The sequence below is a fragment of the Sphingobacterium sp. BN32 genome (assembly GCF_030503615.1).
Lineage (GTDB): Bacteria > Bacteroidota > Bacteroidia > Sphingobacteriales > Sphingobacteriaceae > Sphingobacterium.
Map to the genome: position 1 here is coordinate 2,183,073 of NZ_CP129963.1, position 16,666 is coordinate 2,199,738.

Annotated in this window: 11 protein-coding genes; all 11 read right to left on the reverse strand. The window is 41.1% G+C overall.

The features are described 5' to 3' along the window. Positions 1-36 precede the first annotated feature (36 nt). Positions 37-933: a DUF4361 domain-containing protein gene (locus QYC40_RS09160; RefSeq protein ID WP_301993682.1), complete on the reverse strand. Its 897-nt coding sequence runs from the start codon at positions 931-933 to the stop codon at positions 37-39. 21 nt (positions 934-954) lie between these two features. Next, positions 955-2,988: a RagB/SusD family nutrient uptake outer membrane protein gene (locus QYC40_RS09165; RefSeq protein WP_301993684.1), complete on the reverse strand. Its 2,034-nt coding sequence runs from the start codon at positions 2,986-2,988 to the stop codon at positions 955-957. 20 nt (positions 2,989-3,008) lie between these two features. Continuing rightward, positions 3,009-6,134: a TonB-dependent receptor gene (locus tag QYC40_RS09170; protein ID WP_301993685.1), complete on the reverse strand. Its 3,126-nt coding sequence runs from the start codon at positions 6,132-6,134 to the stop codon at positions 3,009-3,011. A gap of 56 nt (positions 6,135-6,190) precedes the next feature. Continuing rightward, positions 6,191-7,528 carry an IPT/TIG domain-containing protein gene (locus QYC40_RS09175; protein WP_301989946.1) on the reverse strand — a complete coding sequence of 446 codons (1,338 nt, stop codon included), beginning with the start codon at positions 7,526-7,528 and terminating at the stop codon, positions 6,191-6,193. A 636-nt stretch (positions 7,529-8,164) separates the two neighbouring features. Next, on the reverse strand, positions 8,165-10,453 hold the full coding sequence (locus QYC40_RS09180) for a GH92 family glycosyl hydrolase (protein ID WP_301989947.1): 2,289 nt from the start codon (positions 10,451-10,453) through the stop codon (positions 8,165-8,167). A gap of 69 nt (positions 10,454-10,522) precedes the next feature. Further along, positions 10,523-11,497, reverse strand: coding sequence for an NAD(P)H-quinone oxidoreductase (locus QYC40_RS09185; protein WP_301989948.1), 975 nt, complete (start codon positions 11,495-11,497; stop codon positions 10,523-10,525). Next, entirely contained in the window at positions 11,497-14,223 is a 2,727-nt protein-coding gene (locus tag QYC40_RS09190; RefSeq protein WP_301989949.1) for an outer membrane beta-barrel protein, read from the reverse strand. The genes QYC40_RS09185 and QYC40_RS09190 overlap by 1 nt, the downstream gene beginning before the upstream one ends. 141 nt (positions 14,224-14,364) lie before the next feature. After that, entirely contained in the window at positions 14,365-14,892 is a 528-nt protein-coding gene (locus tag QYC40_RS09195) for a ferritin (RefSeq protein ID WP_301989951.1), read from the reverse strand. A 165-nt stretch (positions 14,893-15,057) separates the two neighbouring features. After that, positions 15,058-15,420 carry a hypothetical protein gene (locus tag QYC40_RS09200; RefSeq protein WP_301989952.1) on the reverse strand — a complete coding sequence of 121 codons (363 nt, stop codon included), beginning with the start codon at positions 15,418-15,420 and terminating at the stop codon, positions 15,058-15,060. A gap of 80 nt (positions 15,421-15,500) precedes the next feature. Next, positions 15,501-16,010, reverse strand: a complete 510-nt coding sequence (locus tag QYC40_RS09205; protein WP_301989954.1) for a hypothetical protein — start codon at positions 16,008-16,010, stop codon at positions 15,501-15,503. Positions 16,011-16,316: 306 nt separating this feature from the next. Further along, positions 16,317-16,658 carry an HPF/RaiA family ribosome-associated protein gene (locus tag QYC40_RS09210; RefSeq protein WP_301989955.1) on the reverse strand — a complete coding sequence of 114 codons (342 nt, stop codon included), beginning with the start codon at positions 16,656-16,658 and terminating at the stop codon, positions 16,317-16,319. Positions 16,659-16,666 lie beyond the last annotated feature (8 nt).

Here is a 16,666-nt window from a genome sequence, read left to right on the forward strand (position 1 = left end):
CTAATGATGAATATATTCGAGAAATTATCAATAAATCTAATCCCTAACTTCCAAACGTAATTCCTCCTGCATCACAATCGGCGTTTTACCGACCTGATATTCATATTTCAAATTGAAAACATGGAATTTCCTACCGTAAGTTTCTTCCAAATGATACGTATTCGGGTATCTTTCATCCCCTTCCAATTGCTTGATCTGAAGAGTCTTGTACGGTTTGATCGTCACCTTGTTATCTGCGCCCACCTCTAATATCATCGACGTCTTTGCAATGGCGGTTTCGTTATTTTCAAAATTCTCATTCCCCACAACTACACGAACGGAATTCTTTGTCAATGGATATAACTTTTTATTCCCTGCGGTCACAATATCATTTGCCGAACCAGACATCGTATAAAAAGCATCGGAAGCCTGTGAAGCATAAGCATTCTTAATTTGAATTTGGTATAGAATCGTTTTCTTCTTTGCATTGATTTCCACCGCTCCCACTTCATTTGCTTTCAACGCGATAAAATAAGTCGAATCAGGAGAGAGACCATCAACCAATAGCTTTACCTGCGTCTTTCCTGTTCGCTCGCCAGCCTTGATTTGAATCTTATAATCTTCGATGCTATACTTTTCCTTTGGCAATAACTTCGCATAGAGTCTTTCGTCAAGATCAAAAAGCGATCTATTGTAAGCGTCTAGCGGCGCCTGATCCTCGGTAAGTTCAATAAGCAAATCGTTCTCTGGAAGATGCGTACCGCCAACCGATGCTGCAATGTATCCCACGGTCTCCCCTCCTGTCAATGGCACAACCTCTTGAAAAGTATTGTGATAGGAACTGCTGATTAAAGCAACCACATTCTTATACATTTCCTTTTCAAACAACTCGTTGTCTTTGCATGATGATAGCAACCCCGCTAAGGCTATCATGGCTATATATCTACGTTTCATGTAATTTCGATTAATATGATTTTAGTATCCTGGATTTTGATCTAACGATGGCAATCTGCGTAACTCTTCGCGTGGAATAGGAACCCATACCAATTTCTTGTGAACAACACGTTTTAAGAAGGATGAAGTCCCCGGGATCACACGTTTGTAATACGTTTCTTTTGTCGCTCCATCAGGATTCATCCCGCGGATTGGTTCACGCTCGGTTTCTTCATAGATTCCCCAACGACGAACATCATAGTACCGTCTGTTTTCCCATAAAAATTCAACCATGCGCTCGCGCTCGATCTCACTTTGTACTGTTTGCGCGTTGCCTACTTTTGATGAATTTAAACCTGGCAACCCTGCTCTATAACGCACTTGATTGAAAGCATTCTTAATTGCCTCTTCTTCGCGGCTTACTGTATATTGTCTCCCTCCTAAGTCCACCGTATGAGTCCCCTTTAAATTATTCAACGCTTCGGCATAAGATAATAAGATCTCAGCATAGCGGATAATCGCATACGATTTTTTCATACGACGAGCACCTGTACCGCTCCAAGCATCCATCGGGTGAATAAATTTTTTGATTACATAACCTGTGATTGGATAATCAGGCGAAGTCGCCGTAACTCCACCACGCCCGTCCGCATCCTGATAATAATATTTTGCAGTATAGTTATTCAGAGAGGCGCTAGATTCAGCTTGCCAAACAGCTTCGTTAAATCCAACCGATGCATAAAAACGCATTTCGCGGTTTGCATACATATTGTACACCCCTGCATTTAAAGGATATCCAGAAAATCGCTTCGCTTGTGTTGTAAAACCAATTTCCGAGTAATAACCATCAACCGTTGCCTCTTCCTTCGTGCGACCATCATCCATTAAATAAGCATCTACAACCTTTTGTGTCACACAGAAACGACCCCAACCTCCCAACGATGGCGGGAAAGCCCCTTTAGTAATATAGTCATTGATATAATCTGTATTTCTTCCCCAAATAACCTCCTTATTGGTTGCAGGAACGGCTTCGCCAGTAAATATTTCTGAATAGGAACGAAATGCATCAATACCCGCAGCACCGTTCGGAAACTGTCCATAGAAATTCGGATCAGAAGTTACACCCTGAGGGAGTTGTTTTGTCTTATCGTCTGCTACCGCAGTATAAAGTTTATATTGCCCCAAATCCATAACACGTTTTGCTGCTGCTGCTGCGACTGCCCAACGCTTCTCATCATATTGTTGCGATACATAATGTACTCCATCTGTTTTGCGGGTCCAACTACCAAAGTAAGAAGCAGCGACAGGGCCGCCATTGAACAACGGACTCGCATGAATCAAACGAAGACGCGCAATCAAGGCATAAGCTGCTCCTTTGCTAGGTTTTCCAAAATCTAAAATCGACACTTCGGCAGGTAAAAATTGAGCTGCTTTTTCAAACTCTTCGACCGTATAGTCCATCGTCTCATCGTAGGTTGCTCTTGGGCGATCGTAATACTCAATCGGCTCATTCGTATTGACGATTTCATCGCCCAATAGAATGGCAGGACCATAATCCACTAAGATATTGTAGTATGCATAAGCGCGGATAAAGCGAGTATAACCTTCAATACGATGGCGGTCGGCCGTACTTAGATCCCGAGGGACATCGAGATTAGCCAAAATGCTATTGCACTTACGAATAATCTTATAGTATCTCGCCCATTGATTCAGGTTATAATTAGACGCGGACGAGCCTGCACCGAAGAAATCCGGATTGATATTCCCCGTCACATAATCCATCCCGTAATAAACGTTGGTCGAACCACCACCTGTCAATCCGTTGAATCCCTCATCCGTAGCCATCGGTCCGGGCGTGTATCCAAATCGAACGGTATTGGATTCATCCGGGAACATCGAGGCCGCCCCCCACATATAAGCTTCGATATTTCTTGTACTGCTGAATGCAGAGTCTATATTGAATTCATCATCAAAATAATTATCGATGTTTAGATAATCTTTACATGAGGATGTTGAGGCAATAGCCATTACCAAAACCGACAGTTTAGCTATTTTATTTATGATCGTTAATTTCATTTTATTTATCACTTTATCCATTAAAAATTAAGATATACTTGCATTGAGTAAGTTGATGGAATTGGATATTTTCGACCATTCCAAGCAGCTTGCTCCGGATCAAATATCTTCACCTTGTCCCAGATGTACAGGTTAGTGCCCACGAATTGTAAATCAAGCGATTTTACGCCTATACGTTTTACGAAATTCGGCGAAACATTATAGCTGAGAGTCAATTCTTCGAAACGGATATATCGAGAATCCCCCTGCCAAAATGAGGAAAGCTGACTATTGTTCGCATTATTACCATATTGTAATCTTGGAAATAGCGCATTTGGATTCTCGGCTAATGAAGGGTCGATACCATTCGCAACTGCGTAATCCATCGGTATCCAACGATTGTTAGGATCGGCCACTATAGAAAGCACATTACCTTCATTCCCGTTGAAGAAAGGCATATACCCCATACCATTCACTTTTTTCTCTTTGTTTACCTCCATCGTCTGTCCTACATAGAAGAAAGATGTCCGGCCGGTTCCTTTAAATAAAAGGCCCAAAGTCAGGTTTTTAAAGCGAAATTCTCCACCAAAGCCAAACATCGCTAGCGGATAGTTACTGTGTGTTAGAGGCACTTGGTCTAAAGCATCTATTACCCCATCGCCATTAACATCTTTGTATTTGATATCGCCAGGTAACACTTCTCCAAAAGACTGCTTAGGACTGTACTTTATATCCTCTTCGTCTTTGAATAGACCTAAGGCTTGATATCCACGAATAGACTTATGAGGGAATCCATTAAATTCTAAATAAGGGTACTCTAAATAAGCTTGCTCCCAATTCTGAACGAGGTTTTTTGTATATGTGAAGTTTCCTCGTAAGGTGAAGCCCATTCGATCTGACAAGTTATGTGTGAAGCTAATGTTACCATCGACACCTGAGCTTTTCATACGCCCAACATTTGCAAATGGGTTGGAAACGACGCCCACATAAGAAGGCACTTGTACGCGTTGTTGGAAGATACCGTTACGCTGATCTTTGAAAATGTCAAACACAAAATCAATCTTGTTATTGAATAGCTTTCCTTCAAAACCGATATTTGATTTTATAGCTCGCTCCCACGCCAAATTGTCTGCACCAATACGCGTCTCATTAATCGTTTCAATTCCCGGAATTCCCCACACATTAACATCGTTTTGATTGACTTTCGTTAAATAGGGGAATCTGATTTCGGAAATACGGTCATTACCAACTGTCCCGTAGGAAGCACGGATCTTAAAATAATTAAGCCATGGTGCATTCTCTTGTAAATATCTATAGCCAGTTGGAACCCATCCTAAAGCAATCGACGGAAAGAATCCATACTGTCTGCCTGGCTGGAAGTTTTCAGATCCGGTATAACCAAAGTTCACATCAAGTAGATAGGTATCACGGAATCCATAAGTCAATCGACTGGATACCCCTTGATAACGCAATGGAATCGCCTCCAGGTTGTTCTTAGCGTCATCCGTATGCTTTGCATCGCTCAAATAGTAATATATCAATGCAGATGTGCGGTGATCGCTGCCAAACTGCCTATCGTAGTTAATAACGGATTCAAAGTGATATTTACGGTACTGCTTAATTTCTTTCTTATATGTCGCCTTCTCCTCTAATACAGTCTGTTGCATAATAAGCGAACCGTCTGGAGCACGTCCTAATGCTTTGGAAAGTCCTGGCTGCACCTTTCTACGCTCTTCAAAGAAACTATGCACATCATAAGCACCTTGTGCTCTAAATTTTAAGCCCTTAACCCATGGATCAAAATCCTGATTCAAGGCCAATGTGACCTTGCCCTTGAAGGCTTCATCCAATGCTTTACCTGTACGGTTGATCATCACATAAGGCGATGATGCATCCTCGCCGCCTAAGCCTGGCAGCATACCATTTGAATATTGTGTTGGAATCGCTAAAGGCGTCAATCGTGATTGCGCACCCCAAATGTATTCTGTATTGGCAACACCAGGTTGCTTCAGTTGCGATAAGAAACCATCCGACCCTAAGTAAACCTTTGTTGTTTTCGTTAAGTTAACATCAAGATTGATACGGTAGTTATACGTATTGAAACCTACATTGGAACTATAAACGCTATTTGGATCAACTTTGTAAGCTGCAGACTCGTTCTTCCCGCCTAAGCTTAAGAAGTAGCGCGCCACTTCCGAACCTCCACGACCACTGACGTAGTAACTTTGTCTCCAAGAATTTTTATTTAATATCTCCTCTTGCCAGTTTACATCCGGATACATGTCCAGATCCAAACCATCGCGAATAATACCCATTTCTGTCTGATCGTACAATGGACTCTGGCCGCGAAGTGCTGTTGCCTCATTAGCTAATAAGGCATAGTCATAAGCACGTAGATATTGAGGCAATCTATTCAGATGAGAAAGTGTAGAATTTGCTCTTGCTGTAATTTGAATACGGTCTACCAATCCGCGCTTCGTTGTTACCAATACAACACCATTTGCTCCTCTCACCCCATAAACTGCCGTTGCCGACGCATCCTTCAAGATCGAGAAACTTTCCACATCGGCAGGATCAATCGTATTCAGATCACCTTCGAGTCCATCAATCAAAACTAGCGCCTTGCTATTGGCACCAAAAGTACCGATTCCACGCACCCAGAATTCAGAAATGTTCTTCCCAGGTTCACCGCTCGATTGCATCGAAATGACCCCTGCAGCGCGTCCACCAAGCAAATTGGCAATCGAAGGAGCCGGAGTTTGTAAACTCTTAACATCAACCGTAGTAATCGCCCCTACGGAGCTTATCTTACGCTGAACATTTCCAAGGCCGACCACGATAACCTCATCGATATCAGAACTCTTTTCAACAAGCTCAATAACTAAATCAGCCTTCGATTCAATTGCTAAATATTCTTGGAGATCATAGCCGGTATGACTAAACACCACTTTATCACCATAATTGACCGTTATCTTAAATAACCCGTCATTGCCTGTCGATGTTCCAGCGGAAGGCTTGTCCTTCACAAATATGGATACTGCCGACATGGGATTTCCTGCAGCATTTATCACCTTTCCGGCAATGGTTAATTCTTTTGTTTCCTGCCCATTGGCAATCGAGAAGACTGAACAAAATAGCAGCAAACAGATCGCATGAAAAATCTTCATTTTATTTTATTGCTTAATTAGTTTGTGTTGGTTTAATATTTAAATGCTTCCAAAGACTACTCAATAACAAGTTTGCGGATTCTAGCGTTGCTCCAATCTGCGATATAGATATCGCCTTGTTCATTCACCGCAACACCCCAAGGTTGATTAAATAATGATTCAGCAGGACCACCGTCTTTATAGCCAAATGTTCCAGGTCGGCCGGCAACCGTTGTTACGATATTATCTGCCGATACCATTCGGATACAATGGTTCCCATAGTCTGCCACAAACATGTTCCCATCGTTATCGAATTTGATGTCCTTAGGATAATTGAATAAAGCATCTTCAATCGGACCATCCCGAAAAGCACTACCTCCTGGTGCATTCATTCGTTTGAAACCTCCCGTTCCGTTGGGATCGCGAAGGTCGAGCACAGAAATCCCTTGTCGAAATTCAATAGGGGTTGCATTGGAGTGTAAAGTGATATATAATAGCCAAGGTTTTTTAGGGTTTATTGCTTGCCCATATTGCGAACCATAGGGGCCTTGATGGACGATCTTTGCCTCCATTGTTTCGGGGTTGATCTTCGCTATTTTACCATCACGATAACGCGTGTAGAGGTGTCCATCATAGGGACAAAAAGTAATAAAGTTCTTATAGCGATCTGCATCAACAATAGATGTTAGGTCAGCGGTAGAATATTTCACATTTCGTTGACGGGGGTACCACGCTTCGCGAGGGTCAAATGTAAAAATCACCTCCTTCGTCGACTCGTGTGCTGCAGTCAACATCCCTGTTGCACGGTCGACCGTTAATCCATTCGCGTATAGAATTCTTGTAGCAGCCTGAGCTTCAATTAATGGGGTAACGATGTTTTCCCGCTCATTTATTCTAGCTACACCAAAGGTAGCAGGGTTACCGCCATCGCGCCAGGACATGAAAATATTGCCTTCCGCATCCAATTCCAAGTATTTACCATATACCTCTGCTTCCGATAATACCCCCGGTTTAAAATTCTTTTGCCCATTCCCAGTTACTGTACTAACCTGCGCTTGCGTATGATAAATGAAAGTATTCTCATAAACTAATGAATCTTTACCCACGACCACCGAAATCTTAGGGTCGGCCCCAGGCATGCGCGGTACAATAGCATAAATGCGATTGCCGCTGGAAGAAATAATGGAAGCCTTCGCTTTGTTGAAGTAGACTTTAATTTTAGATGGGTCAGTTCCAAAGTTTTCACCATCTAAAAGTATTTTGGTCCTCGCTCCGCCCTCTAACGGAAAGTACGAGCTAAGCACAATCGGCTTGGAAGGATCATGCTCACTTTTCTTCAAAGTCTCTTCGTCTTTGCACCCTGCGAGCAGAAGCAAAAATCCGAGAGGCATCATTAGTAAACTACGAATTTTCATAACATTGAGATTAATATTTACTTTAAGTGTTTCAAAATTTCATAAACCCTTGAAAACTGAAAGATTTCTTTCGATAACGAAAGAGAACAAAACAAACAAGTCACAACTCTAGGTTAATTTTATGATTGTGTTTTTTCAAAAGTTTGTGCAAAACTAGCCAATACACGCTTTGGGAATGTTTAGAGGCAGTTACTAAATTGTTAATGTTCTATTAATAGAAGGTTTGGGAGGAAACTTTAATTTAACTTTTAAAAAGCATAGAAATTTAAATAGAAAGAAAATAAAAATCAGGGACACACGATTTATTACTTCCTTATTCGAATCATCTCATACCCGCATATAAGCCCTGGATTCTGATTGGGGTTTGCCTAAGGTTTGTATTGTATATGAGGGGGATAGAGCCAAATTTGTTGTTAGAATCTATACGGTTTGTCTTTAACCAATAAAGGAAGGATGCAAGGATTGGCAGGATCGTTTTTCATGAATCAGGAAAGGAAGGATGCAAAGATTGACAGGATCTCGTTAATCCTTAAATCCTACCTTTCCCGGTTTAGGACAATTTTTAATTTCCTGCTTAATTTTTGGGGACAAATTAAGCAATTATACATTTTATGTCTATTATATAGGCGTTAATCGCTATTTAGACAATGAAAACGGCAGATCTCCTCTGCTCACGCCTCGCTTTTTATTAGGTTCTGCGCCCATATCAAAGCTGAGGTTTGCACCTTTCATGACTTCGCTATGCTTGATAAAGTTTTTGCTATAGTTTTTGCCGTTGAATTTCATGCTTTGGATATAGCGATTCTGATCGGAGTTGTCCTTTGTTTCTATAATGACTTTCTTGCCACTGTTTAAACTGATGGTCACCTTATCAAATATGGGTGATCCTAAAACATACTCATCGGTAGCTGGCGTCACGGGATAGAAGCCCATTGCTGTAAAGACATACCAAGCAGAAGTTTGTCCATTATCTTCATCGCCACAGTAGCCATCGGGATTTGGGGAATACATTCTATTCATCGTCTCTCGTAACCAGTATTGTGCTTTCCAAGGTGCTCCAACATGATTATACAAATAGATCATGTGCTGTATAGGTTGGTTTCCATGTGCATACTGCCCCATATTGGCAATCTGCATTTCACGGATCTCGTGTATAGGGAAGCCATAATAAGAATCGTCGAATACCGGAGGAAGATGAAATACAGAGTCTAGTTTAATTTCCATGGCCGCATGACCGCCCATCAGATTCGCTAATCCTTCGATATCTTGAAATACCGACCAGCTATAATGCCAACTATTGCCCTCAGTAAAGGCATCGCCCCACTTAAATGGATTGAATGGTGTAGCCCAAGAACCGTCCTTGTTTTTTCCGCGCATCAGCCCGGTGGAAGGATCGAATAGCTTTTTATAGTTGAAAGAACGTTTCTGATAAAAGTCAAGTTCCTCCTGAGGTTTATTTAGCGATTTGGCTAATTGATAGATAGCAAAATCGTCGTATGCGTATTCCAGCGAGCGAGCAGCATTTTCATGTATTTTTACATCATACGGTACATAGCCTAACTCATTGTAATATGTCGCGCCTGCGCGCCCTACAGCCGTCATCGGTCCTGCATTATTTGCGCCCTTCTTAACAGCTTCATATAAGGTTTCAATATCCTTCGATTTAACACCTTTTATCCAGGCATCTGCAACAATCGACGCAGAGTTATTTCCAACCATAATATTTCTATAGCCCGGGCTCGCCCATTCCGGTAGCCATCCGCCCTCTCTGTAAGCATTTGCAAGTCCCTCTTGTATCTTCTCATTCACATCCGGATACATCAAATTCAGGAATGGAAAAAGACAACGGAAGGTATCCCAAAAGCCTGTATCGGTAAACATATAGCCTGGAAGCACTTTTCCGTTATAGGGTGAGTAGTGAACGACCTGGCCTGCAGCATCAATTTCATAAAACATACGCGGAAACAAAAGCGAGCGATACAAAGCCGAATAAAAGGTGCGGATCTGATCGATGCTTCCACCTTCCACCTGTATCTTTGCGAGCTCGCTATTCCAACGTTCTTCGCCCTTTGCTACCTGTTCGTCAAAGCTAGTGTTATCGAGTTCTTTAAGATTGAGATTAGCTTGTTCGGGACTGATGAAGGACGATGCCACTTTAACGAGCAGCTTTTCCCCGGCATTTGCGGTTTTAAAACCAACCAGGGCGCCTACATGATTCGCTTGTATCTTCAGGCGGCCATCGGTTAACACGGAGTCAGCGAAGGTTGCAACGTTCGCAAATGGACGGTCGAACTCCATAACAAAGTAGTTCTTGAAATTATCCGGAACTCCGCCGCTATTCTTAGTGCTATAGCCGATGATCTTCTGCTCGCGAGGGATGATCTCGACATAGGAGCCCTTGTCGAAAGCATCGAGCAGGACGAAAGCAGAATCTGTCTTAGGAAATGTAAAACGGAAATATGATGCTCTTTCCGTCGGAGTTACTTCGACTTTGGTGTCATAATCAGCCAGATAGACGGAATAGTAGTGCGGCTTTGCAACTTCTGCTTTATGAGAAAAATAACTAGCGCGTTTATCCTGATCAAAGGTTTTATTGCCAACCATCGCCATCACTGAGAATTGCCCATAGTCGTTCATCCAAGGCGAAGGCTGGTGAGTTTGTTTGATTCCTCTTATTTTTTCAGCCGTATAAGTATACATCCACCCATCTCCCATCTTGCCGGTCTGTGGGCTCCAGAAGTTCATGCCCCAAGGCATTGCGACGGCTGGATAAGTGTTACCACTGGAAAGAAAATATGTAGATTGTGTACCAACGAGCGTACTAACCATATCAATGGGACGTTCGATTTTCCCTATCTTTTGTGCGTAAGTGCTAAGGATAGAGCTCCCCAATAGGAAAGCTGTAGCAAGAAGTTTTAATCGCATAGGCTTTTTAGGATTAATTCGTTGTCTAAATATAGAAAATATTCCTTGAAAATAGACTGCTAAAAGTATTTAGCCCTCGAAAGAAAGGATAATTTTGCCGAAATGATCTTTACGCTCGATTTGACGATGAGCTTCCTCCGCATTTCGATAATCGAATACCTGACTGACTTCTACTTTGAAGGTTCCATTTGCTATAAGTGGGATAACTTTTTCTTCAACCTCTTGTGCAAGCGATGATTTAAAAGCAATATCCCGCGCCCGAAGTGTTGAGCCTGTAAGGCTTATCCGCTTTTGCATAAGTTTTAAAAGGTTCAGTTCCACCTTGGCTCCCTGCATCGCATTGATATAAACCAAGCGCCCATCGGGATTCATGATTTTTATGTTCTTTGCAAAGTATTCTCCTCCAATCGAATCTAGAATGACATCCATGCCGATGTCCGCCAATGCCTCGACAAAATCTTCATCTTTGTATATTACTGCTTTAGTAGCGCCTAATCCCTCTGTGAGAAGCTTTTTATCGATGCTGCCAACCGTAGTATAAACATGAGCACCAAATGCTTTTGCGAGCTGTATCGCAGTTGTGCCGATTCCCCCTGCTCCGCCATGTACCAGAAAATTCTCTCCGCTCTGCAACTTGCCGCGCTGAAAAACGTTATGCCATACGGTGAATAAAGTCTCGGGAAGCCCAGCGGCTTCGACGAAGCTGACATTGCTAGGCTTCGCCATGCACATCCCTTCGTTTACCACAACAAGCTCGGCGTATCCGCCACCAGCCAATAATGCCATGACCTCATCGCCTACTTTGAAGTTGGTCGCCTCTGCCCCTAGCGCTTCGACGATACCGGAAACCTCTAAGCCTGGTATGTCCGCAGCAACGCCCTCAGGCGCGGGATAATTGCCTTTTCGTTGAAATACATCTGGACGGTTAATACCCGCAGCTTTCACACGGATCAACAGCTCATGTTTTTGAGGGATTGGATCTGGGCGTTCTTGGATTTTTAATACCTTCGGTCCTCCAAACGAAGTAATTACAATGGCTTTCATTATTTTTTATTTGGATAGGATTGCAATCTAATATTGAGAGTCAACATTAAATATCTTCCCAATCGATTGTTTCTAGATTCGAAAACGTCATTCCCGGCATACTCGGTCAATACACCCACGTTCTTATTTTGATCCAACAAATCATAGCATTGCAAGCGTAGCAATGCTAAATTATTCTTCATGAATGTATACTCCAGATAAGTGTTGATGATCGTTGGATTGACGTCACTTAACTCACTCACGTATCCTTTATAGAAACGTTGTGACATCTCCGCGCCTAAGACAAACTTGTTGCTGATATAACCTTTGCCCCCTAGGCTCAATAGAAAGGAATGCGCTGCAATTTTATTGCGATAAGGCAATTCGTAAATAGCCCTGTTTAGGAAATAATTGGTATTGAAAACCGACTCAAAATACTCATTCCAATTATAGCGAAATTGCAGGTTCTGATTGAAAAGCACTTGCCGGGTCGTACTTTTTCTCGAATCGATAAACGAAAGATTGTTGTAATATTCTACATCTCCATTCAAATCGAGTTGGAAATTGTCGTTGATAAACGGCGTATTGAACAGATAGTTCCATCGAACATCATAATATCCGTTTGTGTTTTCAAAAGACGTTTCCTGTATGGTCGACTCTTTCGATACGGACTTCTTCGTGCTGACGATCTTATTATTGATGAAAGTATAAGCAAAGCTGGTTTCAAAATATTGTCCCCTATTGGTAACAAACTTCCGCAAACTTGTGGATATCTTATTATAGAATTCCGCCTTCAACGCAGGGTTACCGACGATAATGTTTCGGGAATTGGAGTTATCACGAACCGGAGAGATGTGCAAGAAATTGGGCTGATTGTTTTTGCCGAGATAAGAGAACTGCAGATCCAGCTCGTCATTCACCTTGTATCGAATGTTTGTTGTCGGAATCAGGTTTACATTGCTGTAGTTATACGTTGCTGTATCTCCTTTAACTTTTCCCTCCAGGCTAAGAGGTTGTACGGAAAAGCCCAGATTCACACGGAATCTATTGTTGGGCTCGTATTGATAGTTTAAGCCTGTTTTAAAGCTTCTAAATTGATACGCATACTCGACGCCTAACGAATCGATTATTTCGAACGGTTCTTTTCTTACCACACGGCGCGCTTCGATATCCGTGATATCAATATCATACGACAATTCCAAAAGACTGTGTTTTAAGAAAGGCTCTACATACGAAATAGATGATTTTATCGTATTGAGGTCATTTCTCGCATCAACAATCTGTTCTTGTTCAAACATGCTGATCGAGGGATTCACACTGGTTGTATCATAGATGACGTAGCTTTCGTTCACACGTTCATCTTTTCCTATCGTTTGGAAATTAAATCGAAAATCGCCGACCAACTTTCTACCGGGCTTCTTGAAATACTTGGAATAGAACATCAGAACCTCCGCTGTCGGCGTAGAATTTACCGAACTATCCTTTTGCTCACCGCTCTCACTTACTCTGTAGTTCTGACGCGTCGTGTATTTATTGTTATCGACAAAAGTTCTGTTGTATGTGATCGTCGGCTTAATCTTAAATATATCCTGATTCTTGAACTTAGAATTAATTTCAAAAAACAACTTATGATAGTTATCCAAGGTGGTCGTACTATAATCCTCTTTCTTATGTATTTTAAAGTTGCTGAAAGAAGATGTTAATAGCGAGTTACCTTCCGTCAGGTTTTGACGGCTCTGGTAGTTATAGCCTCCGGATATCTGTATGTCTTTTCCCCAATTATCGGTAAAGTTGACCCCTATGGAGCCCAACTTATTCAATCCATCGGATTGATCTGCATAGTCGCCAAACTCACCCAAAGAGGTCGCTCTTCCCCCGGCGCCGTTGGGTGATCCAAATGCAAACAAACTCGTATTGGTATTATTTAACGACCCGACAACTGAGACTTCCTGGCCATCATTAAATTTGTTGATGCCCAAGCTACCGAGATATCGCTCGCGCGTTCCACCGCCAATAGTCCCTTGTCCGAATGTAATTTTCTTTTTGTTTTCCTCTAGATTGATATTGATAATCTTCTCTGGCTCGTTATTCTTAATTCCTTTCTCTGTCGATGCCACACCATAATCATTGATCACTTCAATTTGCTTTACGAACTCCGCAGGGAGATTTCTAGTCGCCGTTTGTACATCACCTCCAAAGAACTTCCGACCATCCACTTGCACCTGGGTGATTATTTGCCCATTATAAAATAGAGTCCCGTCACGTAACACTTGGAAGCCAGGAATATTCTTTAATGCTTCCTCCAGCAAGGATCGTTCTGGAAATGAAAAAGCTTTCATATTAAACTGAACAGTATCCCCCTTATTGACAATAGGAATATACTTCACTACGCGAACTTCAGGGATTATGTTGGCCTGCGGGTGGAGAGTAACCTTGGGCGCGAATATCTGATCTATAAATCGGTTGGAAGGAAAGGTCTTTTTGACAATTTGGTGCCCCAGCATACTATAAGTAACACTGATATGTTCACCCTTAATCTTATTGATTCGATAGAAACCATTTGCATTCGTCGTCACCACAATCGTATCTGCGGTACTGCTTAAGCGCACTGAAACTCCTTTAAGTCCCATACCAATGGTATCTACCACCAGTCCCTCAATGCTTCTGGCGCCTTCTTGCGCATGCAGCTTTGGAGAGATTGAAAGGCAGACCATCAGCACGGTCAAGATATAATACAGATTATGCACCTAAGATAGTTCCTATAGAGTAATTTAAATCTACTAATTCACAATAAATGAAATTTAACATTAAAACGTAGGAACTTAAAATTTTTGTATAAAAAAAGGGGCTAAAAATACAATTTTAGCCCCTTTTCTCAATTTTTTAACTTATTCACCGTCGAATGTTACTTTCACTAGATGGCGATCAATTTCCCATCTTCCTGTTCCTTCTTCTCCGATCACATCGAATAATTCAAGAATACGACGTGCAACATACTCTTCTTCAACTTGTTCCTCTAGGAACCATTGAATAAAGTTGAAAGTTACGAAGTCTTTCGCTTTCATACACTTATCAGCAATTTTGTTAAATTGCTCCGTCACAAACATCTCTTGCTCTAATGTTTGTTCAAATACACCTCTGAATGATTCAAAGTCTACCGGTACGTTAGTAACTTCTGGAGAGATCGCACGACCACCTCTTGCTGAGATATAGTTAAAGATCTTTAACATGTGAGCACGCTCCTCGTCAGATTGCTTTGCGAAGAATGCAGCTGCGTTATCTAATCCTTGATCGTCACACCATGCTGACATGGCTAAGTACAATGATGATGAGTGTGCTTCAACTTTAACTTGTGCATTTAATATGTTTTCAATCTCCTCAGAGATGGATGTTTTTAATTTCAATAAATCTTTCATAACAATTATATATAAAAATGTCCAGCGTGGATTGAATGAGTTTCAAATCCTACACTACAAAGATAACGTGTTACGATAAAAAATGTTCGTTTTTTCTGCAATACAAATTCAGTCTAAATTAGCTAATAACATAGCTAACTTATTTAGAACTAGTATAATTACAGCTTAGAATGTGAGTAGCGACCTGGAGTGTAGACAACTATGAATCACCCCATTAAGTTCGATCATAAACTTCGCTCCGGATAGGACTTCACGAAGCTGGAGAATCTCTTCTATCGATAGGATAAAACAACGCTCTGTACGGAAAGGCATGATGATCTCAAAGTCACCGTTACGAGATGAATCGGTGAGCATCGCTTCAAGATCGATGCTATCAATCTTCTTTTTAAAAGCGAAAAAATCTCTGACATTGAACGCCGTAGTGGCACCTTGAAATTCTAACCAATAACAATTTTGGCGACTACATTGGTAGACCGCGGCGTAATCGGATATAAATACTTCTTCAACGTTTGCTAAAGGACAAATCATGTTTTTCATTAGTCTGGAACAAATCTAAATAATATTAAGAATTAATCCAAATAAATAAACACGAGAAAAGTTTAATAAGCCTAAAATAAGGATTTGAACTTAAGATATTCATCTAAATATTTCTGTGTACTCACAGCATCGAGGTAAAATAATTTAGTACCAAATTCCACTTTTCGGAATTCCTCGTTTACTAAAGAGGTACTCAGGTGCTCTTCCAAAGCGTCCCATAATTCCTTTGCCAAAGGAATAAAAGCCAAATCTTTCATTCCATACGATCCTTTCCAGAATCGAATTTCAAAATCCGGATGCATGAGTTCATTTATAGCAGCAAGTAATTTATCTAAGTCTATTTCTCCATTGGAGTTAGCCAGCTGTATTGGTTTTTGATTGTAGATAAGACGTATTCCATTGTCTTCTAAAGTCTCTTTTTCAAGACAGCACATCTCCAATAATTCTTCAATCTTAAAAATTATTTCGTCGACAGCGGAATGTTCGTTTAACCACATCACTAGCTTGCTGTCGTCCATAAGGCTCCTCCCATCGACGCTTTTAACCAGCAATTCCAGTTTTTGTAATTTATTTAGGGGCATGTTGTTTGTTTTATTAACCTCAAGTTAGCAAGAATTCCTTGGGGATAAAACTATTAATTACCTATTTATATAGATAATTAACTACAAAACTACCAATCAAGTATTTGTCATGTACATACAAGAAAAATACGATCAGCATGAAGGAGCACATTTCTATTTTCACGAAAATGCTAGTTACACGAACTTTCATATTTCCGACGTAAAACGCATAACGATGAAAATATTTGAAGGACTCTAGTCAGACAGCCGCTCAGCAAAAAAGGCTGCCTAGTTGATAGACAGCCCTTCTCTTAGAGTATGTATTCCTTAGAATTCTTCTTCTTGATTTAATATTTCTTTGTGGTTACTTAAGTTTGTTCGGGTCTTTGTTTTGTGCTTATTAATCTGTCGTCGGATCGATTCGATAGCGATATCTGTAGCTTCCTCGAAAGTCTTTGCTTGTGCTTTAGCGAACAACTGGTTACCCGGCACATTGAACTTTAGTTCCACTACCTTGTTTGCTTCATCATCAACATTCTCTAAACGCAAATAACATGCGCCCTCAATAATGTTGTCCAAAAACTGATTTAACTTCTCTGATCTCTTCTTAATGAACTCAATTAACTTTTGGTCTGCATTAAATTTAATAGATTGCACTGTAATGTTCATTTTTCCTC

What these genes read in the sequence shown, in the direction of transcription:
- QYC40_RS09200 (WP_301989952.1), bottom strand. Translation starts at nt 15,420, where the DNA reads ATGATTTGTCCTTTAGCAAACGTTGAAGAAGTATTTATATCCGATTAC.
- QYC40_RS09210 (WP_301989955.1), bottom strand. Translation starts at nt 16,658, where the DNA reads ATGAACATTACAGTGCAATCTATTAAATTTAATGCAGACCAAAAGTTA.
- QYC40_RS09195 (WP_301989951.1), bottom strand. Translation starts at nt 14,892, where the DNA reads ATGAAAGATTTATTGAAATTAAAAACATCCATCTCTGAGGAGATTGAA.
- QYC40_RS09180 (WP_301989947.1), bottom strand. Translation starts at nt 10,453, where the DNA reads ATGCGATTAAAACTTCTTGCTACAGCTTTCCTATTGGGGAGCTCTATC.
- QYC40_RS09165 (WP_301993684.1), bottom strand. Translation starts at nt 2,988, where the DNA reads ATGAAATTAACGATCATAAATAAAATAGCTAAACTGTCGGTTTTGGTA.
- QYC40_RS09185 (WP_301989948.1), bottom strand. Translation starts at nt 11,497, where the DNA reads ATGAAAGCCATTGTAATTACTTCGTTTGGAGGACCGAAGGTATTAAAA.
- QYC40_RS09175 (WP_301989946.1), bottom strand. Translation starts at nt 7,528, where the DNA reads ATGAAAATTCGTAGTTTACTAATGATGCCTCTCGGATTTTTGCTTCTG.
- QYC40_RS09205 (WP_301989954.1), bottom strand. Translation starts at nt 16,010, where the DNA reads ATGCCCCTAAATAAATTACAAAAACTGGAATTGCTGGTTAAAAGCGTC.
- QYC40_RS09170 (WP_301993685.1), bottom strand. Translation starts at nt 6,134, where the DNA reads ATGAAGATTTTTCATGCGATCTGTTTGCTGCTATTTTGTTCAGTCTTC.
- QYC40_RS09160 (WP_301993682.1), bottom strand. Translation starts at nt 933, where the DNA reads ATGAAACGTAGATATATAGCCATGATAGCCTTAGCGGGGTTGCTATCA.